The following is a 21,676-nucleotide window of genomic DNA, read 5'->3' on the forward strand; positions in this document are numbered from 1 at the left end:
GTAAAGTGGTTATTGTGAGTAGTGAATCAATATCTTATTCACTACTCTTATAGCTAACATAATTACGTATGAAGTAAGAAAGAATAAATTTGTTTTTTCTATACTTAGATTACTGCCCTTTTTAAAAGGGCTATTTTTACGTTTTAATAAAAAGAATATACTAAGAATTCCGTATAAATTATTTATTTTAATGTAGTTAAATGTGCTTGTATATGTGAAATTAGAGAGGGAAGCTGTGTAGAGATGTTTCTACACAGCTATTTAGGATATGAAAAAATTACCAAAAATATGTTAAAATAACATTGTCATACAACAAGGGGGATTTGTTTTATGGAAAATGGACATCTTGCTAAAGTAGACTTAACGAAAAAAATTGAATCAAAATCTAAGTACAATAAGAAATTAGAAAAATATCAAAGGCGCTTATTAGCATTACAACAAATTTTGAAAGAAGAAAAAATCGCGGTTATGCTTGTTATGGAAGGATGGGATGCGGCTGGTAAAGGTGGGGCAATTAAGCGGGTGACGGAACATCTTGACCCACGTGGGTTCCAAGTAGATCCAATTGGAGCGCCTGCACCTCATGAAAAACGTTACCATTATTTGCAACGTTTCTGGCGCAAAATTCCACAGTACGGGCAAATTACCATTTTTGATCGCTCATGGTACGGTCGTGTGTTAGTTGAGCGTGTTGAAGGTTTTGCTACAAAGGAAGAGTGGATGAGAGCATATGATGAGATTAATGATTTTGAAAAACTACTAACAGATGACCATTACATAATGGGGAAGTTCTTCTACCATATAAGTAAAGAGGAACAGTTAAAGAGATTTAAAGATAGAGAGAAAAATCCTTTGAAAAGATGGAAAATTACAGACGAAGATTGGCGTAATCGTGAAAAATGGGATGAATATGTTGAAGCGATGGAAGACATGTTTGAAAAAACAAGTAAGCCAAATGCGAAGTGGCATATTATTGAAAGTAACGATAAATTGTATGCTCGTGTGAAAACGTTAAAAATTATTATTTCATTCATTGAGGATTATTTCTTAGAACATGGTATAGAATTGCCTTCTTATTATTATGAAATGAAAGAGGATATTGAAGTTTTGCAAGATGTAGGTGTGAAAGAGTAAAAAAGAAAATGGCCCTGTGAATTGGTGAAACCAAATTCTGGGGCTTTTTTATTTAGAAACATTTTACAATTAACAGAATAAGGTATATAATCAATAATCATATTAACATTATTAATATGATTATTGATTATATAATGTGTGGGGGTTTTACTTTGAAGGGAAGAGATGTTGTTTTAGGTTTATTAATGGAAAAGGAATTGTCTGGTTACGATATTAAAATTGTGTTTGAAGACGTATTTACTCATTTTTTTGATGGAAGTTTTGGAATGATTTATCCAACGTTACGACAATTGGAGAATGAAGGGAAAATAAAAAAAGAGGTTGTCATGCAAGAGGGGAAACCGAATAAGAAAATGTACTTTATTACAGATGAAGGACGTGAAGAGTTTTATCAATACATGCAGACGCCTGTAGAGAAGGATGTTTTACGTTCGGATTTTTTAATGAGAATGTATTTTGGTAACTATAGTGATGATGTAACAATAAAAAAATGGATTAAAGATGAAATTGAAAGAAAAGAAGCGTACATTGCAGATCTTCGATTGAAATATGAAAAGTGGAGAGTAGGTATTACTTTCGTCGAAGAAATTTCACTAGATGTAGGTATTGCATCGTATAGTGCACAAGTGGAGACTTTGAAGAAAAAATTAGAAGAGTTAGAGGCGAAAGAAAACAATAAAACAGAAGAATGAAAAACGCGTTCACAATAAATAAAGGGGTATATAAAGATGGAGCAATCAAAGGGTATTAAGATTGTCTTTTTAATGTGTCTAGGTATCTTTCTTTGTATGATTGATACGACAATTATGAATATAGCTTTACCGGCAATACAATCGAGTGTAAATACTTCGTTAGAAAATATGTCTTGGGTATTAAATGTTTATACAATGACGATTGCAGTACTTGCCATTCCGTTAGGGCGGATAGCTGATATCTTTGGAAAAGCAAAGATGTATATTCTGGGTCTGGTGATTTTTGGTGGTGGATCGGTACTTTGCGCTTTTGCTAATACAGGTGATTTTCTTATTTTTTCTCGTTTTATACAAAGTATTGGGGCAGCGATTTTATTTCCAACAAGTATGGTAATTGGTGTATCAGCTATGCCATTAGCTAAAAGGCATGTTGCGCTTGCGATTTTAGGAGTAACACAAGGATTGTCAGCTGCTATGGGACCAGTAATAGGTGGAATTATTACGCAAAATTTAGGATGGAGATGGGTGTTCTTCGTTAATGTTCCGGTTTGTATAATAGGAATCGTGTTATGTTGCATCATGCTACAAATAAAAAATGAAGAACGTATTATCTCAAAAATAGATTGGATAGGACTACTATTAAGTAGCACAGCAATTTTTTCATTTACTCTCATATTAGTAAAAGGTAATACATGGGGATGGCAAAGTAATATTGCTTTGTCTTGTTATGCAATTAGCACTATTTCTCTTATTCTATTTATTTTAGTAGAACGAAAGATTCATAACCCAATGGTGAATTTAAAGTTATTTCAAGATCGAATGTTTGTCGGAGCGTCGATCGTTGTTATATTGAGTAATTTATTTTTAATTGGAGTTACTGTATTGCTTCCAACGTTCTTGACGAAACTACAGGGTCGAACGGAAATTGAAGCGGCTTTTTTAGTGACACCTATTTCAGCAATGATATTTTTTGTCTCACCAGTTGCAGCAACTTTAATTAAAAAACTCGGAAAAGTAACTATTATTTTGTCAGGATTTCTTGTTATGGGGCTTTCCTACTATTGGTTGCAAATGATTGATGTTCATTCAACAAATATAGAAATTATTATTCCATGTATGATATTAGGTGTTGGATATGGTTTAGTAGTGGGGCCAATTACAGTTTTAAGTGCGTCTTCGTTTGAAGGAGAATTGTTAACTGCTTCTCAAAGTGTTGTATCAATGTTACGACAAGTTGGAATTGTATTGGCAGTCGCAATATTTGTCTCTAACTTAACTCACAATTTAACTGTAAATAAAGAAAAAGTATATCGTTATGCAGAAGAAAAGGTGCGTACTATTCATGTGAATAGTACTGAGCAAACTGAAATTTTACAAATGACTAAAGAGAAAATAGAGAATCAAAGTTTAGAGTCGAATATAAATAAGAAACAAAATGCAATGACAATGGGATTAAGTAAAGAGAAAAAGGAAGAATTGATTCGCGACAAGACGGATGAAATATTAAGAAAAGTTCCAGTAGAATATAGAGATGTAAAAAGAGAAGAAGTTATGAGGAAAGTGACAAAAGAAGTTGAAAAACAAGGGGAAAGTATAAAGAAAGAGGTACTCACATTTTCAAATGATGTGAATCATTATGCCAAGAATCAGATGGCTATGAGTTTTACAGATTTATATAAAGCAAGTGTGCCAATTATTTTAATTTGTGCTTTCGTAAGTTTGTTGTTTTGGGAAGGGAAAGCTTTGAGTAAAAAGAGAAAGGGAAGGATAGTAGAAGAAGCGTAAAGGAAAACAGGCTGCTATTAGCCTGTTTTCCTTACGTTAGTATGAAAAATCTGGATTTAATTCTTTAAATTTATGACTATAATGCCTTTTATTATTAAAACCAACAAAATCAATTCCGACGCAAGATTCTAAATTTCCGTCTACAATCGTAGAATCCACGAAGCTTAAATGTTTTAATTTTTGTAGTTCTTTAATGAATTGTAGATTTTGTATGTTACCACAACTTGATAAGATGAGAGTTTCTAATTCCGTTAAATAGCGCAAATATTCGTGGTTTTTAAGCTTACTGCAATGGTCGAATTCGATGTGTTTTAAAGTTGAAGCATTGTTTTCAATTTCATCAATATGCTCTAAATTTCTTAAATAATTGAGTTCTAAATGCTTTAATTTAGGTAATGACCTACATCCTTTTAATGAATTAATGTTCCCTTGTGTAATGCTTAGTTTTTCAATTTTTTGTAAAGACATTAATTCTTCAAGGTTCTTTTGTTTCGGTTTGTATTTCCAAATGTATAGTTCTTTTAAGTTAGGACAAGATTCGAAGCCTTTAATGTTTTTATTACACTTTATGTGAAGTTCCTCTAAATTTGTAAAGCTTTCTAACTCTGTTAAGTTTAGTGGAACTTGTGGTTCTTCTAGTGATAAAGATTTTAAGTTTTTTAATTTATATAGGGCTGAATAATCAGTAATATATATACTACTAATGTGTAAGCTTTCAATTTGCGGGCAGTGTTCAAGAAAATTAATATGGTGCAAACTATACCTAAGATCATTAATGTAAACATCAGTAAAGTTGTTTGTATTAATGAAGTCTACGTATTCATCCAGTCTGTTTTCATGGATTTGTACTGTGCCATCCATAACTAAAAAGTTTTGTGGTTTCTTTTTGATAGATATTTGTAAAGGATTCATGTATTGAAATATTTCTGTCTTGTTTTCTAAAATAGTTTCAACACTTCTTTTGACAGTTGGAACATTGTCTCTTTGTTTGTAAGCTATTAAGGTTGACTTTATTTCTGACGGATCTGCTAATAAAATTTTTGGAGCCATTTCATATAGTACATCTTCATTTGCAGGTATACAGCTAACCATTGCATCAAGTGCTATTAAACTTAAAGGGTGTCCTTTTGTTAGCCAAGACTTAATTCGTCTCCAAGTTAGTTGTGATACTGCAGCTAATCGCGCCCAATCGTTATGAAATGATACTGCATGTTCCTCTATCCAATCTAATGTTTCTGAGGATTGAAAAGAATGCAGACAAATGAAGGAAGTGGTCGGAAGCTCACTTTTTAATACTGTTTTTAGCCTTTCTATTACTAAAGGAAAGGCTTCTTCAAATGGTAAACAATAAGCTGCAGCGTGAGAAAGAGGTGCAAGTAAATCTTCATCAAATGCCTTCCACAGTTTTCTTATCCAATCTGAGGCGAATTCTCCTAGTATACATATAACAATCTCAAGTAATCTAGTTTTAATTACACCATTCATTGTGTTTGAAAAGCGGTTTATAACAGCATCTAGTACTTCGTTTTGATCGTACCTATTAAGAGCTTCAATTTCTGCTTCTTGAAGAAACCATCTAGTCATGGTGTAATCAAGTAATTCCTCTAAACTAGAGCGAACTTCTTCTAAAGTGGGCACGGGTGTAAGTTTGTGCTCATTCATCTCTAATTTTGGTTGCTTCGCTTTACCATCTTCTTCATAAAAACTATCATGCAAATAATATTTATAAGGTGAGTGAATCATTACAAGGTGGTACCATTCTTTAGGATGTAAAGATAACGAAATAAGACGCTCATGACATTGGTTACATAATTTATAAGGTTGATTTGCTTGATCGGATTCTTCTATTTTATATACTGGATCATGTTTGCAAGCTTCACATAATTCTACTGTTTTTTTCATTGTTTCCTCCTTGCCTATTGTGAATAGTAGTATTTTTAATATAGCATGGGATAAGTCGAGTATGATTAGAAAGTTTTTTAGAATGAAAGGAAGGAATGGAAAATGCCATTGAATATGTAACGTTATACATAGTACATTAACAAGAGGGATTAATTTTAAAAGGAGGATGGGGAATTGCTAGATAAGGCAGGGGCTTTAATAGATAATCATGTGTACACAGAAGAAGAGCAACAAAAACTATACAAACGAACGTTAATAATCGTCAGCATTTCACAAATGTTTGGCGGTGCAGGACTAGCTGCTGGTATTACAGTGGGAGCACTTCTTGCGCAGCAAATGCTTGGAACAGATGCATTTGCAGGATTACCAACTGCTATGTTTACATTAGGATCGGCATTAGCAGCTTTCATAGTAGGGAAGCTTTCGCAACGATATGGACGCCGAATAGGTCTTGCAACAGGGTTTATAGTAGGCGGATTTGGAGCAATTGGTGTTGTAATGGCAGCTTTAACAAATAGTATTATTCTTTTACTTATTTCTTTACTCATATATGGTGCCGGTACAGCCACGAATCTACAAGCTCGTTATGCAGGTACAGATTTAGCAGATAAGAAGCAGAGAGCAACGGCTGTTAGTATTACGATGGTAATGACGACTTTCGGTGCAGTTGCAGGACCAAATTTAGTAGGGGTAATGGGAAGTTTTGCTCATTCAATTGGAGTTCCTAAACTTGCAGGTCCGTTCATACTATCGGCAGCAGCATTTATACTGGCGGGTCTAGTTCTTTTTGTTATGCTTCGTCCAGATCCTTTGATTATTGCTAACATAATAGAAAGATATAAACAGGAACATACATATAAAGGACAACCAATAACAGAAGAAGCGAAAGAAAATAAACGAGGTATTACAGTTGGAGCAATCGTAATGATACTTACGCAAATAGTGATGGTTGCGATTATGACGATGACGCCAGTTCATATGGGACACCACGGTCACGGTTTAAGTGCAGTAGGACTTGTGATAGGTTTTCATGTAGGTGCAATGTATCTTCCATCTCTCGTTACAGGAATGTTAATCGATAAAATTGGCCGAACTACAATGAGCATAGCTGGTGGAGTGATTTTACTTGCAGCGGGTGTCATAGCTGCGATAGCGCCAAGTGATTCTTTATTATTATTAATCGTTGCTCTGTCTTTACTTGGGCTAGGATGGAACCTCGGATTGATAAGTGGTACAGCACAAATCGTTGATTCCACAACACCGTCTACACGTGCTAAAACACAAGGGAAAATAGATGTTTTTATTGCGCTAGCTGGAGCTTCTGGTGGAGCAATGTCAGGTATGGTAGTAGCGAATTCAAGTTATGCGGCATTGTCATTGGCTGGAGGCGTGTTAGCGTTATTACTTATTCCTGTTGTGATATGGTCTCGAAAAGGGGCAAGAAATTAAATGAAAAAGAGGTTCTAGTTACTGACTAGAACCTCTTTTTATACACTTAAATTAAATTCCACTCTACAATAAGCCCTAAATGCGTAAGTCCGCCACCAAATCCGTATAGTAAAAGTGTGTCTCCGTTATTTAATTTTCCTTCTTTTATAGCTAAATTTAAAGCGAGTGGAATGGTGACTGAAGAGGTATTCCCCATATATTCCACGCTCGTTAATGTTTTTTGTATTGGAATTTGAGATTTTTCGCAAATAGATTCGATCATTCGTAAGTTAGCGCTGTGGGGTATGAACCAGTCTATATCATCTACTTGCATATTTACGGTATGTAATAAATTTTTTATGCCTTTTGGTACTGTGCGTGTTGCCCATTTATATACTTCTCTTCCATTTTGAACGATTTTTTCATTTGTTTGCAGTGGTGTGCCATTCATAGTAGTAGATAAGTTTGTTCTATATAGATGAATGCCGCCATCACCGTTTGTTCCCATGTGAGCAGCGATAAAGCTTGGGGTGTTTTCATCTCTTTCTAATAAAATAGCTCCAGCACCATCACCGAATAAAATACAGGTCGTTCTATCGGTATAATCAGTAACTTTAGATAATGTCTCTGTCGCTACGACAAGTACTTTTTCATGTGATCCAGAAGTGATTAAGCTATTACCGACGTGTAGTCCATATGTAAAACCAGCACAAGTTGCATTTAAATCAAAAGCTAGTGTATGAGGTATGTTGAAGTATTGTTGTATTTGGCAAGCAACACTAGGGAAAACGTAATCAGCAGTAGTAGTAGCGACAATGATACAGTCGACATCTTCTAAGTTTTTCTTATATGTTGTACATAAATTTTCAATTGCTTTAATGGCTAAGTTTGAGGAGTATTCTTCGCCGCTAGCGATTCTTCTTTCCTTCATTCCTGTTCTTTGTACAATCCATTCATCATTCGTATGGACCATCTTTTCTAAATCGTTATTAGACAATATTTGATCTGGAACATAAGTACCAATTGCAGTAATACGAGATTTAGAATGCATAGGAACATCTCCTAACTTTTATTTTTATAACCTGATACTAATATTAGGTTATAAAAATGTCAATAAAGATTTTTGTTGTATTAAAACGATAATACTTAACTTACTATGAAGGAATTTGGCGAGTGCTGTAAAAATAATATACGAGAAGTTTCTAAAATTGATAATTGCTTTTGTTATTTTTATTGTGAGAAAAACTCGCAAAAAATGACGATTAAAGTAAAAATATAAAGATTTTCTTTAGTGTGATATAGGTTGTTAAAACTTGTGAAAGCGAATTACTTATGCTACACTTTATGTAACTTAAAATGAACGGAGGGGCTTCCTTTGATCTTAATCAGATTACGTCTCAATACTTTGTGCCAATAATTGAATAGCGCTCAAAGGCTCTGTCTGTGTACAGAGTGAACGGGATTGGTCTGCCTATTTTAAAGGAACCCTTTATTAAGCTTATATGTGAAAAAGAGGGAGGGACGAATACGCCCTCTTTTTGTTTTGCCTTTATAAATAGAATGGGATTGTATAAGTGAACACTTACTGTGGATACGTATACAATCTTGGGACTTTTTGACTATAAAATAGGATGAAAGCATAGCTTTCTTCTATTTCTTTGGTGAACCCTTATCCGTTTACGAAAACACAGGCAGCGACCTGTGTTTTTTATTTTACGTAATCGAAATGGAGGAATAAATATATGGAAGAAGTATTACAAAGAGCAGTTTTAGTTGGAGTAAATGTAGGTAATGAAGATGATTTTGCATATTCGATGGAAGAGTTAACAAATCTTGCGGAAGCTTGTGATGTAGAGGTAATTGGGCAAGTAACGCAAAATTTACAACGAGTAAATCCATCGCATTATATCGGAAAAGGAAAGATTGAAGAAGTTGCAGCGTATGTACAAGAAATAGATGCGAATATGGTTATCTTTAATGATGAATTATCTCCTTCACAAATTCGAAATTTAGAAGAGGATTTAGATTGTAAGGTAATTGATCGTACCATTTTAATTTTAGATATTTTTGCGCAACGTGCGAAAACGAAAGAAGCACAGCTACAAGTAGAAGTAGCACACCTTCAGTACATGATGCCTCGTTTAATCGGTCTTCGTGAATCGTTAGGGAGACAGAGCGGCGGCGTTGGTACGAAAAATAAAGGTGTCGGTGAAAAGAAGTTAGAGTTAGACCGTCGTAAAATTGAAGAACAAATTTCAGTTTTGAATAAAGATTTAGAAGCGCTCGTTGCCCAGCGTCAAACGCAACGAAAGCAGCGTAAGAAAAATGAAATACCTGTTGTAGCATTAGTAGGTTATACGAATGCAGGAAAGTCAACGACGATGAATGCAATGCTTGAAATTTATAATGGTACAGAAGAAAAACAAGTATTTGAAAAAGATATGTTATTCGCGACGTTAGAAACATCTGTACGAAATATTGATTTGCCAGATAATAAATCATTTTTATTAACAGATACAGTTGGATTTGTAAGTAAATTACCACATCATCTTGTGAAGGCGTTCCGTTCAACGTTAGAAGAAGTAGCGGAAGCAGACCTACTTATTCACGTTGTAGATTACGCAAATCCAAATTATGAACAATTAATTGATATTACAAATGAAACGTTAAAGAAAATTGGAGTAGAAAATATTCCAACGATCTATGCTTATAATAAATCAGATATGGTAGATGTTGAAATTCCGAAAGTGCAAGAAGATCGCGTTTATTTATCAGCGAAGAAACATGTTGGAATGGAAGAACTTGTAGAAATGATTCGCTCACACATCTATAAAGAATATACGAAGTGTGAAATGTTAATTCCATATGATCAAGGACAGGTAGTTTCGTATTTCAATAATCATGCACACGTTTTATCTACGAGTTACGAAAACGAAGGTACCAAATTACAAATAGAATGTAAGACGAGTGATTACGAGAAGTATAAGCATTTTGCAATTTAATGTAAGAGGCAACCCAGTATGTGATTGGGTTGTCTTTTTTTTGTACTGTTTTACCGCTGAAAGTTACAAGGATGCAAGCCAATGACGGGAGTTAAGTTATATTTCTGGAAAAAGAAATGAAAGCAGTATAGAATAGAAATGTTTCAAAAGTCAGAATTTATTACACCTACTGTAATAAATATATATTTTGTACAGAAAGGGGAGATTCACATATGCAGGCAGTTTCACACAAAAAAACTGTAGAAACACCGACAATATATCGAATTTTATTTGCGATTAGCTTTGGGCATTTTTTAAATGATTCGATGCAAGCAGTTGTGCCGGCGTTGTTTCCTATTTTGGAAAAAACGATGAATTTATCCTATATGCAAGTAGGGTGGATTGCGTTTGCATTAAATATGACGTCATCGATTATGCAACCGGTGTTTGGTATGTATTCAGATAAGAAGCCGTCACCATTTTTATTACCACTCGGCATGTTTTCAAGTATGCTTGGAATGATTGGACTCGCGTTTGCACCAAACTTTATTATTGTTATTATTTCTGTTTTATTTATTGGTTTAGGTTCCGCAGTCTTTCATCCAGAAGGCGCTCGTGTTGCGTATATGGCGGCAGGTGCAAAACGAGGGTTAGCGCAAGCGATTTATCAAGTTGGGGGAAACACGGGGAATTCTCTAGCTCCTATTTTTACAGCGCTAATTTTCGTTCCACTCGGTCAAATTGGTTCATTAGGTTTTACAGCATTTGCAGCAGTAGGAATTGCATTATTCATTTTCGTATCGAATTGGTACAAAAATGAATTAGCAACCGGTGCTGTAAGAAGGAAGAAGAGGGCTGCACTTGAGGCGGAAAATGCAATTGTAAGTACACACATTAAATTCGTTATTATACTTCTTGTTTTTCTTACTTTTGTACGCTCTTGGTACGGTGCTGGTATCGGGAATTTCTATCAATTTTACTTAATAGAGCATTACAGTTTATCTATAAAAAATGCCCAGTATTTCGTATTCGCATTTATGATTGCTGGTGTGTTAGGCACTTTCTTCGGAGGACCGTTAGCAGATCGATTTGGTAAGAAAAATATCATCGTATTTTCAATGTTAGGTTCAGCGCCACTTGCACTGTTATTACCACATGTCTCACTTGTGTGGGTCGTACCGTTATTTTTATGTATCGGTTTTATTAGTTCAAGTAGTTTTAGTGTAATTGTTGTATATGCACAAGAGCTTGTGCCTGGAAAAGTGGGAATGGTGTCAGGATTAATCGTAGGTCTTGCATTTGGACTTGGAGCATTAGGTGCTGTAGTTCTTGGGAAATTAGCAGATATATATAGCCTGCAATTTATTATGCTATTATGTAGTTGTCTACCATTAATTGGACTCACTTCATGGTTACTGCCAAGTGATAAGAAAACGATAGAATAGGGGATGCGCTATGAAATTGTGTGAAAACGTTACGGAATTAATAGGAGATACACCTGTCGTCCGATTATCTAAATTTATTCCGGAAGACGCAGCAGATGTGTATGTGAAACTAGAAATGTTTAATCCATCGCGCAGTGTGAAAGACCGTGCTGCTTATAATTTACTTCACGTTGCAGAAGAAAATGGTCTCATCAAACCAGGAGATACAATTATTGAACCGACAAGCGGGAATACAGGGATTGGTTTAGCGATGAATGCAGCAGCTAAAGGGTATAAAGCGATTTTAATTATGCCAGATAATATGTCAAAAGAGCGTATTAATTTATTGAAAGCATACGGAGCAGAAGTAGTTTTAACACCAGCAGAACAAAGAATGCCAGGAGCAATTGCGAAGGCGTTAGAACTGCAAAAACAAATACCGAATAGTTTTATCCCGCAACAATTTGAAAATCCAGCTAATCCGAATATTCACCGTTATACGACTGCACTTGAAATTTACGAACAAATGGATGGAGAGCTTGATGCTTTTGTTGCAACGGCAGGAACAGGCGGAACGATTACAGGGACTGGTGAAACGTTAAAAGAGAAATTGCCAAACTTATATATTGCAGTAGTGGAACCGAAAGGATCTCCCGTTTTATCCGGTGGTGTACCAGGTCCTCATAAACTAGTAGGAACAAGCCCAGGATTTATTCCGAAAAACTTAAATACAGAAGTGTATAACGAAATTATTCAAATTGCAGATGAAGAGGCTTTAACGACAATGAGAAACTTAGCTAGACAAGAAGGGTTATTAGTTGGGCCATCTTCTGGAGCATCTGTTTACGCTGCAATCATGATAGCGAAACGCCTAGGCGTTGGTAAAAAAGTTTTATGTATTGCGCCTGATACAGGTGAACGTTATTTAAGCATGGGGTTATTTGAATAAAAAGGATAGAAACACCTTAATAGTGAATAGCTGCTATTAAGGTGTTTGTTTTATGGAATGAAGAGGGGGAGAAGAACAATGAAACTATTAAAACCAATCCATGAATATAGTGAGCATATTACGGCGTATAGACAAGCGTTTTTACACTCAGGGGAACAACCACATGGAAGTAGTTCTTTACAAAACTTTGATTCTCTTGATGAATGGTTTGAAAAAGTGAGTAAACAAGAACTAGGAGAAAATTTACTAGCTAATCGAGTGCCATCTAGTCAGTTTTTAAGTTTTGAACAAGGGGAACTTATAGGTTTTGTGAATATTAGACATAGATTAAATCCAGAATTATTACGGGAAAGCGGTCATATTGGATATAGTGTCCATCCGAATAAACGTCGCCACGGTTACGCTACGAAACAACTACAACTTGCATTAGCTGAAGCGCAAAAATTAGGATTGCAGAAAGTATTAATAACTTGCGATAAATCCAATATCGGTTCTGCTAAAACGATTCAAAAGGTTGGAGGTGTGTTAGAAAATGAAGTAGTTTCTTCTCGTACTGGTGAAGTTATTCAGCGCTATTGGATACAAATATGATTAAGTAGGAATTTGAAAAGGTAATGCAAGCTGTAATATCGAAATAGATAAATGAAATATAGGGGATTACTGCAATTTTAGGGGGAAATGAAATGGGATTAAAAGAGAAAGCGATAGAGATGTCAGAGATTTATAGGAAAAATCCGAAAGTAGAAGCTATTATTTTAGCGGGTTCAGTAGCTAGAAAGCTTGAAGATGAACATTCAGATATAGAATTACATATTTTATGGTCAACACCGCCAGAAGATGAGGATCGTAGGGCCCCTATTCATCATATTGATGGGACAATATTATCGTATCATCCGTATGAGGAAGAAGAATGGTCGGAAACGTATTTAACGAAAGAGGGAATTAAATTAGAGATTAGTAACTTTTTAACAGAGACAGTAGAGAAAGTGATTTCGGATGTGGTGGATCAATATGATATAAGTTATGAAAAACAATGTATTGTATCATCCATTCATGATGGTGTTAGTTTGTATGGAGAAGGGAAAGTGAATGAATTAAAAGAAAAAGTAGCGGCATATTCAGATGAACTAGCAAAACGGATGATTTCAGAAAATCTATGGTTAAGTAATCGTTGGCACAATCGAAAGGCGCTTTTAAAACGGAAAGATTGGCTTATGCTTTATGACGTTATTTGCGAAGTACAAAGGAACATATTCGGTGTTTTATTTGGTTTGAATAAAATGTACGTACATCATCCAGCGTTTAAATGGATGCCTAATAATGTGGAACGAATGACTATTAAACCTGAAAAATTATATGAACGTATGGCGGACACATTAATAGGGAATCCAGAAAAAAGTGTGCAGGAGTTAGAGTTGCTGATAGAAGAAGTGTTGCAACAAGTTCATACATACGCGCCAGGAGTAAATGTGGATGAGCAAGAAAAATCTATTTTTTATTTTGTGAAATAGAAAATAGTAATAAGGGGGAAGTTATGGGGTTTTTTAATAGGTTTTTTAAAAAAGTTGAAAAAGTAAATGAGCAAGAAGCTACTCTTCATGAATTAAGTGAAGAATTGTATGTTGAATCATCGGTAGAGGAAGCGACTAGTTACTGGGTATCAATGGCACAAAATATAATTGTTAATGCTGTAAAAGCGGCTGACAATGATGTGGAACGTGCCTTCGTGTTATTGAATTTGAAGAAAGGTGAGGCTTCATTTGATATTTTTTATCAAATAAATGGGCAATTGTATTTCTGGGATCAGCTAGGAAATGAGACGATAAGAAATAGAATTCAGAACGAGTTGTTACCGCAAGCTCCAGAAGTTTCAAATGCAGTAAATGAGCAATTTCGTGGAGCTGATCACCCTATAATTTCGTTCGCACAATTGCAGTTTGAATGGGAAACGAAAGCCTGGTTCTCACATATAATTTGGGAAGATAGCCTTGCTGCTCAATTGCCCAAAAATCAAATTCTAAATGAATGGTTTCGTGTAATTAAAGAAGAAACGAAAAATAGACCACTGGATAGTGATGCGAAATTTTCTTGGTATCCATCAAACTCTTAAAAAATGAATACAGAGAGACAGGTTATGTTTCTAGATGATTTGTATTATTGAATAAGTATCAATAATACGTAATTCTTTTTCTATTGCCTGTTAGAATTCGTTATGTACTAAGCTACTTGTTTTCTAAACTAAAACTTATATTTCGAATTTTTAAATAGATTGTAATACATAAAAATTCGAAATATAAGTTGACACTATTTTTAATGTGTGATAAAAATGATAGTAATCAATTCGGAAAATAATATTTGGGCAATGAAAGGGTATAGTAGTGAATATCTCCCTATTTCAGAGAGCTGATGGTTGGTGTGAATCAGTATATAGATTATTCATGAAGTTCGTCCTGGAGCATCTTTCATAAATCTCATATTTTGAGGAAATGAAAGACGGTAGTTTATACCGTTATCAAATAAAGTGGTGAAGATTTTTTCACAACTAGGGTGGTACCGCGATATTTATCGTCCCTACGTATTTACGTAGGGACGTTTTTTATTTAGGTCCTAACTTTGGTGTGGCTTCATAACTAGGGTGGTACCGCGATATTTTATCGTCCCTACGTTTTTGCGTAGGGGCGTTTTTATTTAGGTGGTTTCTTAGTGTTCTTCACAACTAGGGTGGTACCGCGATAATTTTGTCGTCCCTACGTATTTACGTAGGGGCGTTTTTTTATTATTAGGGAGGAAGTGAACGTATTAGAAAAGAGTATTGATAGAACAATATAAATACCGAATTGTAACAAAGAAAAAGAGATAGAGAGGAGATTAACAAATGAATTCACAGCAATGGACATCGAAATTAGGTTTCGTATTAGCTGCAGCAGGTTCGGCAATTGGTCTTGGGGCGATTTGGAAATTCCCATATATGGCCGGCATTGGAGGAGGCGGAGCGTTCTTCCTAATTTTCATCGGTTTCACATTATTAATTGGTTTACCGCTATTATTAGCTGAATTTGTTATTGGAAGAAGTACACAAAAAGAGGCTGTCGATGCATATAGAGAGATTGCTCCTAAAACGTTATGGCCTTGGTTAGGTAAATTAGGAATTGTAACATGTTTCATATTACTTTCTTTCTACAGTGTTGTAGGAGGCTGGATTTTATTATATTTATGGAATGCAATTACAGGTAGACTATGGGAAGGAAATGGAGCATACGAAGCTACGTTTGGTGAAATCATTTCCAATCCATATTTAGCAGTTGGATCACAGCTATTATTCATCCTTATTACTATTTTCATCGTAAGTAAAGGTGTACAAAATGGTGTTGAAAAAGTAAATAAATATTTCATGCCAGCACTATTCGTTTTATTCTTTGTATTAATCGTTCGTGCACTTACGTTAGATGGTGCTGGAGAAGGCGTTCGTTTCTTCTTACAACCTGATTTCTCACATGTAACATCAGAAGTTATTTTATACGCAATGGGGCAATCGTTCTTCTCATTATCTGTTGGGGTAGCCGTTATGGTAACGTATAGCTCATACTTACCGAAAGAAGAAAGCTTACCACGTTCAGCATTTTCTATCGTAGCCTTAACTCTTGTTATTACATTACTTGCAGGACTTGCAATTTTCCCAGTTGTGTTCGCATTTGGGATGGAACCATCTCAAGGACCAGGACTATTATTTATCGTATTGCCAGCTATTTTCAGTAAAATGGCATTCGGAAAATTATTCTTCATCGTTTTCTTATTACTATTCTTCTTCGCTACGATTACATCAGCAATTTCGATGTTAGAAATTAGTGTTGCATCGTTAACATCAAAAGGTAAAGGGAAACGTGAAAAAATGGCCTTAATCGTAGGGTTATTAATCTTCGTTGTTGGGGTACCATCAGCATTATCATTCGGTATATTAAGTGATCTGAAGATTTTCGGGAAGACAGTCTTTGATTTAGCGGACTATGCAGTAAGTAACGTATTAATGCCACTTGGTGTATTATTAGTTTCTATCTTTGTTCCTTTAAAAATGAAGAAAGATGTATTAATGAAAGAGCTAGGTGTAAGTAAAAATAAAGGTTATAAACTATTCGTATTATGGTTATTCTTACTTCGTTATATCGCACCAATTGCGATTATTATCGTATTCTTAAATGTACTTGGCATTATATAAAAAGAAAGGTAGCGTATCATACAAAGATACGCTACCTTTTTATTTTGCTCTTTTTTGCAATTCATTTACTGTTACGAACTGATAGCCCTTCTTAGATAAAGAATCTAAAATACCTTCAATCGTTTGTAAATTTTCATTAGACTCATCATACATAGAGTGCAGTAAAATGATAGAACCTGGTTTTACATTTTTATTAACGTATTTAATTTTATCAGCCGCAGATTTATAAAAAGTATCGGGCTCAAGATCCCATGTGATTGTTTCGATATTGTTTTTATTTAAATAATATGGCAGCCCTATTAACTTCTTACCGTTAGGGGGCCTAAAATCAATTTCGTCTGTAAATCCTGTTTGGCGGATTAATGAATTCGTTTTTTCTATTTCATCTTTAATAAAAGAAGGTGTTTTGAAAACCATTCTATTATGAGAATATGTATGGTTTCCAAGTTGGTGCCCAGATTGCGCGATAGCTTCTCCTAACGATAAATTTTGCTCTAATTCATTTCCAATTAAAAAGAAAGTAGCTTTAGCGTTGTATTTATCTAGTAGCGGTAATATTTGTTTTACATTGTTAGTAGGGCCATCATCAAAAGTTAAAGCAATCACTTTTTCATTTGTTTCTACGCGTTGTGTTAAATCTCCAAATAATTGAAAGCTTCTTGCGTTCATCAATTTGTATGTTCCGAATAATGCCGTGATAATAAAGAATAGTGTAACGATTGTAATGATAATTTTTTTCTTCATAATGTAACCTCACAATGATTTTTAATTCAGTTAAAAAGTATTATATCAAACTAAGTAATTTCGTGCTTTAAGAAGGGTGTGGATGCAAGGAGAAGGAATTTATCATATAATAAAATGCAAAAGGTATATTAGGAGGTGTTTATATGGCGATTATAATTCAATTGCCAGACACTGCAACGTCTCATGCAAAGCCAAGTATGGAAATGGCGATACTTTGCGTGAGGTAGACAAGTAATATACAATCGCCTATATGAGCTCGTATCATTTTTTATATTTGGCTTTGCACCTTATTGAAATGAACCATAAAAAATAAGGGGCGAGCAGAAATGAAATACGTAAAAGCTAATGCTGTTTTACCAGAGAGTTTAATTACTGAAATTCAAAAGTATATACAAGGTGAAACAATTTACATTCCGAAACAAGAAACGAAACATTATAAATGGGGTACACGATCTGGCGGAAGAAAACAACTAGATGAAAGAAATAAAGCAATTAAAGAAGCGTTTAAAAGTGGGATTGCTATTCATCAACTTGCAGAAGAATATTTTCTTTCTGGGGAAACGATTAAAAAGATTGTGTATTCTAAATAAGAGGAAAAGAGTCTGATTCATATATTACTTTGAATCAGACTCTTTTTGTTTTATGTGTATTGGATATATGAGGTGTGAACGGGCATGATAATAGAAAAAATGTGCCGTTTTTTTATTAAATGGTATACAGAGCACTTGAAAAGTAGAAAGGTGAACATATATGAATCATATTGGACAAATAACGATAGAGCTTTTAGTTGGTTTTTTTGTTCTATTAATTGCTACAAAAATATTAGGGAAAACACAAATATCTCAGCTAACGCCATTTGATTTTATTTCTGCAATCGTCCTAGGTGAGCTCGTTGGAAATTCAATATATGATCCTAAAATTAAAGTATGGTCTATTTTATATTCAGTATTTGTTTGGGTAATTTTAATTTATACTATAGAAGTGATAACACAAAAAGTAAGAGGAACAAGAAGGTTTTTTGAAGGGTATCCTTCAATTATTATTCGTAACGGAAAGATTGATCGTGAACAATTAAGCGTAAATCATTTGGATATAAACCAATTACAACAAATGCTTAGGCAACAAAAAGATATATTTTCAATCAGAGAAGTTGAATATATGATATTGGAACCGAACGGAAACATAAGCGTTCTGAAAAAAAGTAAATACGAATCTCCTACTATAAATGATTTAAGTTTAAAACATAAGCCTGTATACTTACCAATTTCATTAATTAGTGATGGAAAAGTAGTTAAGGATAATTTGAGGGAAGCGGGATTTGATGAAGGATGGCTTTATAAACAAATAAAGCAAAAAGGAATTACTAAATTTGAAGACGTATTATATGCGGAATGGAAAACAGATGATGGCTTCTTTTGTCAGGAAATGCAGCGGTAGAGAATAAGTGATATATGTAATGTTTGTTTCTAAGTTATCTTTTACATATCAAAAAATGTAATCATTGTATACAATAAAACTAGATCAACAATTTGTATGGAGTGATAAAGATGGAAGCGTTTATTAGAAGTGATCAATATAATTTTATAAAATCACAAGCTTATATTTTAGCAAACGGGCATGCAACGGCAAATGATAGAGGTGTAATTCAAGCGTTAAAATCGCTTGCGATTGAAAAGATAATACATGTATTTGAGAATTTAACGGATGAACAGAAAGAGTTAATTGATACGGTATTAACAGTTCAAAATAGAGAAGATGCAGAATCATTTTTAATGAAAATAAATCCGTATGTAATTCCGTTTCAAGAAGTTACAGCACAAACATTAAAAAAATTATTTCCTAAAGCGAAAAAGTTAAAACTTCCTGATATGGAAGAAATGGATATGAAAGAAATATCTTATTTAAGCTGGATTGATAAGGGGTCAAGCAGGAAATTTATTATAGCGAAAAATGATAAAAATAAATTTGTTGGTCTGCAAGGAACGTTCCAAAGTTTAAATAAAAAAAGCATTTGTTCGTTATGTCATGGACATGAAGAAGTAGGAATGTTTTTAGTTGAAATTAAAGGCGATGTACCAGGAACTTTCGTTAAAAAGGGAAACTACATTTGCAAAGATGGTGTAGCTTGCAATCAGAATATGAAGTCACTTGATAAATTACATGATTTTATTGAGCGATTGAAGAAATAACGAGAAAACCTCTAGTATTTAAACTGGAGGTTTTTATTTTTTGAAGAAGTAAAATAAGCTTTCTTTGTAAATGTAGATTTATAATGAAATTTGATAAAAATATCTATTATGATACAGTTGCTTATATGCAAGGAGGTAAAACATGGATTACCTTTTATCGAAAGAAAAAGTGAAGCGATGGCCCAAAGATATGATAGCGGCGGGGCGTTTTCATACAGTTGGCCTGAAATCGGATGGCACGGTAGTAGCGGTGGGCCGGAATAAAGAAGGGGAATGTAATGTAAGTGGCTGGCGAGATATTGAAGCAGTCGCAGTGGGCAATGTTCATATGGCAACGAACACGGGTAATGCTCATACAATCGGTCTTACATGTGACAGTACTGCGGTAGCACTGGGGTGGAATAAGCATGAACAATGTGATGTAAACGATTGGCATAATATTGTAGCGGTTGCGGCAGGGTGGCGTCGTACTATTGGCCTGAAATCGGATGGCACGGTAGTAGCGGTGGGCCGAAATAAAGAAGGAGAATGCAATGTAAGCAGTTGGCAAGGTATTGTGGCAGTCACAGCGGGTGACTGGCATACAGTCGGTCTTAAATTGGACGGCACATTGACGACTGTGGGGAATAATCGATATGGTCAATGCAATGTAAGTAGCTGGCGAGGTATTGTAGCGGTCAGGGCTGGGTATCTTCATACTGTTGGTCTTAAACGAGACGGTACGGTGACAGCAGTGGGGAATGATAAACATAACCAGTGTGATGTAAGTGGCTGGCGAGATATTGTAGCAATAGCGGCTGGTACGAATCATACAATCGGACTTAAATCAAACGGTACCGTGGTGGCAGTGGGTTGGAATGAGTATGGTCAATGTAACGTAAGTGATTGGAGAGATATTGTAGCGATAGCGGCTGGTTGTGCACATACAGTCGGACTAAAATCAGACGGCACGGTGATCGCGGTAGGTAATAATGAATTTGGCCAATGCGATGTAGTTAGTTGGCGCGACATTCGGTTACCTGGCAAATAGTCAATTTACAATAAATCATTAGTAATATTATTCTATTTTAGGAGTAATTATGGAATAGGATATGTAGAAAATAATTAAACTTAAATCTGCTGAATAAGAATCTCTTTTGAAAAGGGATTCTTATTATTTTTCATAAAATGAGGGTGTAAATGGAATTTTTGAACAAATTTTATTTCAAAATTACAGTAGAAGATATAAATTAAAAAGTATAGAGGAGATAAAGGAATGCTTAAAAGGTTTTTACTTTCTTTACCGGATGTTTTACTTATATGTATCGTTCTCTACATAATGTACACAAATTCTTTTAGTTTTGGACAGATGCTAGTAATTTCCATTGCAATCGGAATTATTGGTGGTCTTGCTATTAGAATTTGTAAGGATGTATTCACGTATATAAGATGGACAATTAAACAAAGAAAAAATTGAATATGTTTAATAGTTATTAGGAGGGAATGAAATGACTAAGAAAAAGAATAGAGTGAAAAACGAGATAGTACTTTGGTCACTAACAGCAATTGTTCTGTTAATTGTATGGTACTTTTATCAAAAATAAAAACGCAACGTACTAAAAAAGCACGATGCGTTTTTATTATTTTTTTTGCCAATTTTCTTTTATAAAGTCTTCACGCCCAGATTCTTTTTGCTCAGTAGCATATTTCTCTGGATTCTTTTTATAGAAATGTTGGTGGTATTCCTCTGCTTCGTAAAAAGGTGCAGCAGGACGAATTTCAGTCACGATTGGATCTTTAAACATACCGCTTTCTGCAAGAGCTTGTTTTGATTTTTCAGCAAGCCCTTTTTGTGTTTCGTTATGATAAAAAATAGCGGTACGATAAGATGGACCACGGTCAAAAAATTGTCCACCATCATCAGTTGGATCGATTTGTGGCCAATATAAGTCTAGTAATTTCTGATAAGGAAAAATAGAAGGATCGAATGTAATTTGAACAACTTCTAAATGTCCAGATGTTCCAGCTTTTACTTGTTCATATGTTGGGTTTTCTACATGACCTCCTGCATAGCCAGAAAGTACTTTATGAATACCAGGAAGTTCATCAAATGGTTTTACCATGCACCAAAAGCAACCGCCTGCGAAGGTTGCGAGTTCGTATGTTTTTTCGGACATTGCTGTAATCCTCCTAAATGTATATGTTTTATATAGTATTATATAAATTGTTTTATTGCGCAATAAAAAAGATTTGAAA

Annotated in this window: 20 protein-coding genes and 1 other annotated feature; of the genes, 16 read left to right on the forward strand and 4 right to left on the reverse strand. The window is 34.6% G+C overall.

What is annotated here, in order from left to right:
* The first annotated feature begins 330 nt into the window (after positions 1–330).
* The 3 genes from MHH55_RS03140 (at position 331) to MHH55_RS03150 (ending at position 3,611) form a co-directional block, all read left to right on the forward strand.
* Positions 331–1,134 carry a polyphosphate kinase 2 family protein gene (locus MHH55_RS03140; RefSeq protein WP_000427315.1) on the forward strand — a complete coding sequence of 268 codons (804 nt, stop codon included), beginning with the start codon at positions 331–333 and terminating at the stop codon, positions 1,132–1,134.
* A gap of 152 nt (positions 1,135–1,286) precedes the next feature.
* Positions 1,287–1,826: a PadR family transcriptional regulator gene (locus MHH55_RS03145; protein ID WP_000678333.1), complete on the forward strand. Its 540-nt coding sequence runs from the start codon at positions 1,287–1,289 to the stop codon at positions 1,824–1,826.
* A gap of 36 nt (positions 1,827–1,862) precedes the next feature.
* Positions 1,863–3,611 (forward strand): MFS transporter, encoded by a 1,749-nt coding sequence (locus MHH55_RS03150; RefSeq protein ID WP_075677421.1) that lies wholly within the window; start codon positions 1,863–1,865, stop codon positions 3,609–3,611.
* A gap of 36 nt (positions 3,612–3,647) precedes the next feature.
* Here MHH55_RS03150 and MHH55_RS03155 read toward each other — a convergent pair whose 3' ends face one another.
* On the reverse strand, positions 3,648–5,513 hold the full coding sequence (locus MHH55_RS03155; RefSeq protein ID WP_078186197.1) for a hypothetical protein: 1,866 nt from the start codon (positions 5,511–5,513) through the stop codon (positions 3,648–3,650).
* 174 nt (positions 5,514–5,687) lie between these two features.
* On the opposite strand from MHH55_RS03155, the gene MHH55_RS03160 reads away from it, so the two are divergent.
* Entirely contained in the window at positions 5,688–6,962 is a 1,275-nt protein-coding gene (locus tag MHH55_RS03160; RefSeq protein WP_000884513.1) for an MFS transporter, read from the forward strand.
* A gap of 46 nt (positions 6,963–7,008) precedes the next feature.
* Here the strand turns inward: MHH55_RS03160 and MHH55_RS03165 are convergent, their stop codons facing one another.
* Positions 7,009–7,992 carry a ketoacyl-ACP synthase III gene (locus MHH55_RS03165; protein ID WP_000555760.1) on the reverse strand — a complete coding sequence of 328 codons (984 nt, stop codon included), beginning with the start codon at positions 7,990–7,992 and terminating at the stop codon, positions 7,009–7,011.
* Between the two features lie 691 nt (positions 7,993–8,683).
* On the opposite strand from MHH55_RS03165, the gene hflX reads away from it, so the two are divergent.
* The 7 genes from hflX (at position 8,684) to MHH55_RS03200 (ending at position 16,508) form a co-directional block, all read left to right on the forward strand.
* The gene (hflX, locus tag MHH55_RS03170; protein ID WP_000393285.1) at positions 8,684–9,943 is read left to right on the forward strand and encodes a GTPase HflX; all 1,260 of its coding nucleotides are present in this window, start codon (positions 8,684–8,686) and stop codon (positions 9,941–9,943) included.
* Positions 9,944–10,155: 212 nt separating this feature from the next.
* Positions 10,156–11,367, forward strand: coding sequence for an MFS transporter (locus MHH55_RS03175; protein ID WP_078186196.1), 1,212 nt, complete (start codon positions 10,156–10,158; stop codon positions 11,365–11,367).
* A 10-nt stretch (positions 11,368–11,377) separates the two neighbouring features.
* Positions 11,378–12,295: a cysteine synthase A gene (gene cysK, locus MHH55_RS03180; protein ID WP_000762273.1), complete on the forward strand. Its 918-nt coding sequence runs from the start codon at positions 11,378–11,380 to the stop codon at positions 12,293–12,295.
* Positions 12,296–12,373: 78 nt separating this feature from the next.
* Positions 12,374–12,886, forward strand: a complete 513-nt coding sequence (locus tag MHH55_RS03185) for a GNAT family N-acetyltransferase (RefSeq protein ID WP_075677417.1) — start codon at positions 12,374–12,376, stop codon at positions 12,884–12,886.
* A gap of 92 nt (positions 12,887–12,978) precedes the next feature.
* Positions 12,979–13,806, forward strand: a complete 828-nt coding sequence (locus MHH55_RS03190) for a DUF4037 domain-containing protein (protein ID WP_000523174.1) — start codon at positions 12,979–12,981, stop codon at positions 13,804–13,806.
* Positions 13,807–13,829: 23 nt separating this feature from the next.
* Positions 13,830–14,405 (forward strand): hypothetical protein, encoded by a 576-nt coding sequence (locus tag MHH55_RS03195; protein WP_075677413.1) that lies wholly within the window; start codon positions 13,830–13,832, stop codon positions 14,403–14,405.
* A 243-nt stretch (positions 14,406–14,648) separates the two neighbouring features.
* Positions 14,649–14,871, forward strand: a binding site (T-box leader).
* 299 nt (positions 14,872–15,170) lie between these two features.
* Positions 15,171–16,508 carry a sodium-dependent transporter gene (locus tag MHH55_RS03200; protein ID WP_001088187.1) on the forward strand — a complete coding sequence of 446 codons (1,338 nt, stop codon included), beginning with the start codon at positions 15,171–15,173 and terminating at the stop codon, positions 16,506–16,508.
* A gap of 39 nt (positions 16,509–16,547) precedes the next feature.
* Here the strand turns inward: MHH55_RS03200 and MHH55_RS03205 are convergent, their stop codons facing one another.
* A complete protein-coding gene (locus tag MHH55_RS03205; protein WP_000726858.1) occupies positions 16,548–17,252 on the reverse strand; it encodes a polysaccharide deacetylase family protein in 705 nt (234 codons plus the stop codon).
* 326 nt (positions 17,253–17,578) lie between these two features.
* Between MHH55_RS03205 and MHH55_RS03210 the strand changes: the two genes are divergently transcribed.
* From MHH55_RS03210 to MHH55_RS03230, 5 genes are all read left to right on the forward strand, one after another.
* On the forward strand, positions 17,579–17,842 hold the full coding sequence (locus MHH55_RS03210; RefSeq protein WP_000878325.1) for a CD3324 family protein: 264 nt from the start codon (positions 17,579–17,581) through the stop codon (positions 17,840–17,842).
* A gap of 160 nt (positions 17,843–18,002) precedes the next feature.
* The gene (locus MHH55_RS03215; protein WP_001015543.1) at positions 18,003–18,689 is read left to right on the forward strand and encodes a DUF421 domain-containing protein; all 687 of its coding nucleotides are present in this window, start codon (positions 18,003–18,005) and stop codon (positions 18,687–18,689) included.
* Between the two features lie 110 nt (positions 18,690–18,799).
* The gene (locus MHH55_RS03220) at positions 18,800–19,441 is read left to right on the forward strand and encodes a FusB/FusC family EF-G-binding protein (protein ID WP_000387072.1); all 642 of its coding nucleotides are present in this window, start codon (positions 18,800–18,802) and stop codon (positions 19,439–19,441) included.
* A 142-nt stretch (positions 19,442–19,583) separates the two neighbouring features.
* Positions 19,584–20,471 (forward strand): RCC1 domain-containing protein, encoded by an 888-nt coding sequence (locus tag MHH55_RS03225; RefSeq protein ID WP_074047767.1) that lies wholly within the window; start codon positions 19,584–19,586, stop codon positions 20,469–20,471.
* 225 nt (positions 20,472–20,696) lie between these two features.
* The gene (locus MHH55_RS03230; protein ID WP_000919314.1) at positions 20,697–20,897 is read left to right on the forward strand and encodes a hypothetical protein; all 201 of its coding nucleotides are present in this window, start codon (positions 20,697–20,699) and stop codon (positions 20,895–20,897) included.
* Positions 20,898–21,060: 163 nt separating this feature from the next.
* On the opposite strand, the gene msrA is transcribed toward MHH55_RS03230, so the two are convergent.
* On the reverse strand, positions 21,061–21,597 hold the full coding sequence (gene msrA, locus MHH55_RS03235; RefSeq protein ID WP_001291883.1) for a peptide-methionine (S)-S-oxide reductase MsrA: 537 nt from the start codon (positions 21,595–21,597) through the stop codon (positions 21,061–21,063).
* Between the last annotated feature and the right edge of the window lie 79 nt (positions 21,598–21,676).

The organism is Bacillus sp. FSL K6-2944, from assembly GCF_038005385.1.
In the GTDB taxonomy this organism is placed as follows: domain Bacteria; phylum Bacillota; class Bacilli; order Bacillales; family Bacillaceae_G; genus Bacillus_A; species Bacillus_A cereus.

Bases quoted from the DNA above. Each gene is read 5' to 3' on its own strand.
- hflX (WP_000393285.1), top strand. From the start codon at position 8,684: ATGGAAGAAGTATTACAAAGAGCAGTTTTAGTTGGAGTAAATGTAGGT.
- MHH55_RS03175 (WP_078186196.1), top strand. From the start codon at position 10,156: ATGCAGGCAGTTTCACACAAAAAAACTGTAGAAACACCGACAATATAT.
- MHH55_RS03140 (WP_000427315.1), top strand. From the start codon at position 331: ATGGAAAATGGACATCTTGCTAAAGTAGACTTAACGAAAAAAATTGAA.
- msrA (WP_001291883.1), bottom strand. From the start codon at position 21,597: ATGTCCGAAAAAACATACGAACTCGCAACCTTCGCAGGCGGTTGCTTT.
- MHH55_RS03190 (WP_000523174.1), top strand. From the start codon at position 12,979: ATGGGATTAAAAGAGAAAGCGATAGAGATGTCAGAGATTTATAGGAAA.
- MHH55_RS03220 (WP_000387072.1), top strand. From the start codon at position 18,800: ATGGAAGCGTTTATTAGAAGTGATCAATATAATTTTATAAAATCACAA.
- MHH55_RS03225 (WP_074047767.1), top strand. From the start codon at position 19,584: ATGGATTACCTTTTATCGAAAGAAAAAGTGAAGCGATGGCCCAAAGAT.
- cysK (WP_000762273.1), top strand. From the start codon at position 11,378: ATGAAATTGTGTGAAAACGTTACGGAATTAATAGGAGATACACCTGTC.
- MHH55_RS03150 (WP_075677421.1), top strand. From the start codon at position 1,863: ATGGAGCAATCAAAGGGTATTAAGATTGTCTTTTTAATGTGTCTAGGT.
- MHH55_RS03165 (WP_000555760.1), bottom strand. From the start codon at position 7,992: ATGCATTCTAAATCTCGTATTACTGCAATTGGTACTTATGTTCCAGAT.
- MHH55_RS03230 (WP_000919314.1), top strand. From the start codon at position 20,697: ATGCTTAAAAGGTTTTTACTTTCTTTACCGGATGTTTTACTTATATGT.
- MHH55_RS03185 (WP_075677417.1), top strand. From the start codon at position 12,374: ATGAAACTATTAAAACCAATCCATGAATATAGTGAGCATATTACGGCG.
- MHH55_RS03205 (WP_000726858.1), bottom strand. From the start codon at position 17,252: ATGAAGAAAAAAATTATCATTACAATCGTTACACTATTCTTTATTATC.
- MHH55_RS03200 (WP_001088187.1), top strand. From the start codon at position 15,171: ATGAATTCACAGCAATGGACATCGAAATTAGGTTTCGTATTAGCTGCA.
- MHH55_RS03210 (WP_000878325.1), top strand. From the start codon at position 17,579: ATGAAATACGTAAAAGCTAATGCTGTTTTACCAGAGAGTTTAATTACT.
- MHH55_RS03195 (WP_075677413.1), top strand. From the start codon at position 13,830: ATGGGGTTTTTTAATAGGTTTTTTAAAAAAGTTGAAAAAGTAAATGAG.
- MHH55_RS03215 (WP_001015543.1), top strand. From the start codon at position 18,003: ATGAATCATATTGGACAAATAACGATAGAGCTTTTAGTTGGTTTTTTT.
- MHH55_RS03155 (WP_078186197.1), bottom strand. From the start codon at position 5,513: ATGAAAAAAACAGTAGAATTATGTGAAGCTTGCAAACATGATCCAGTA.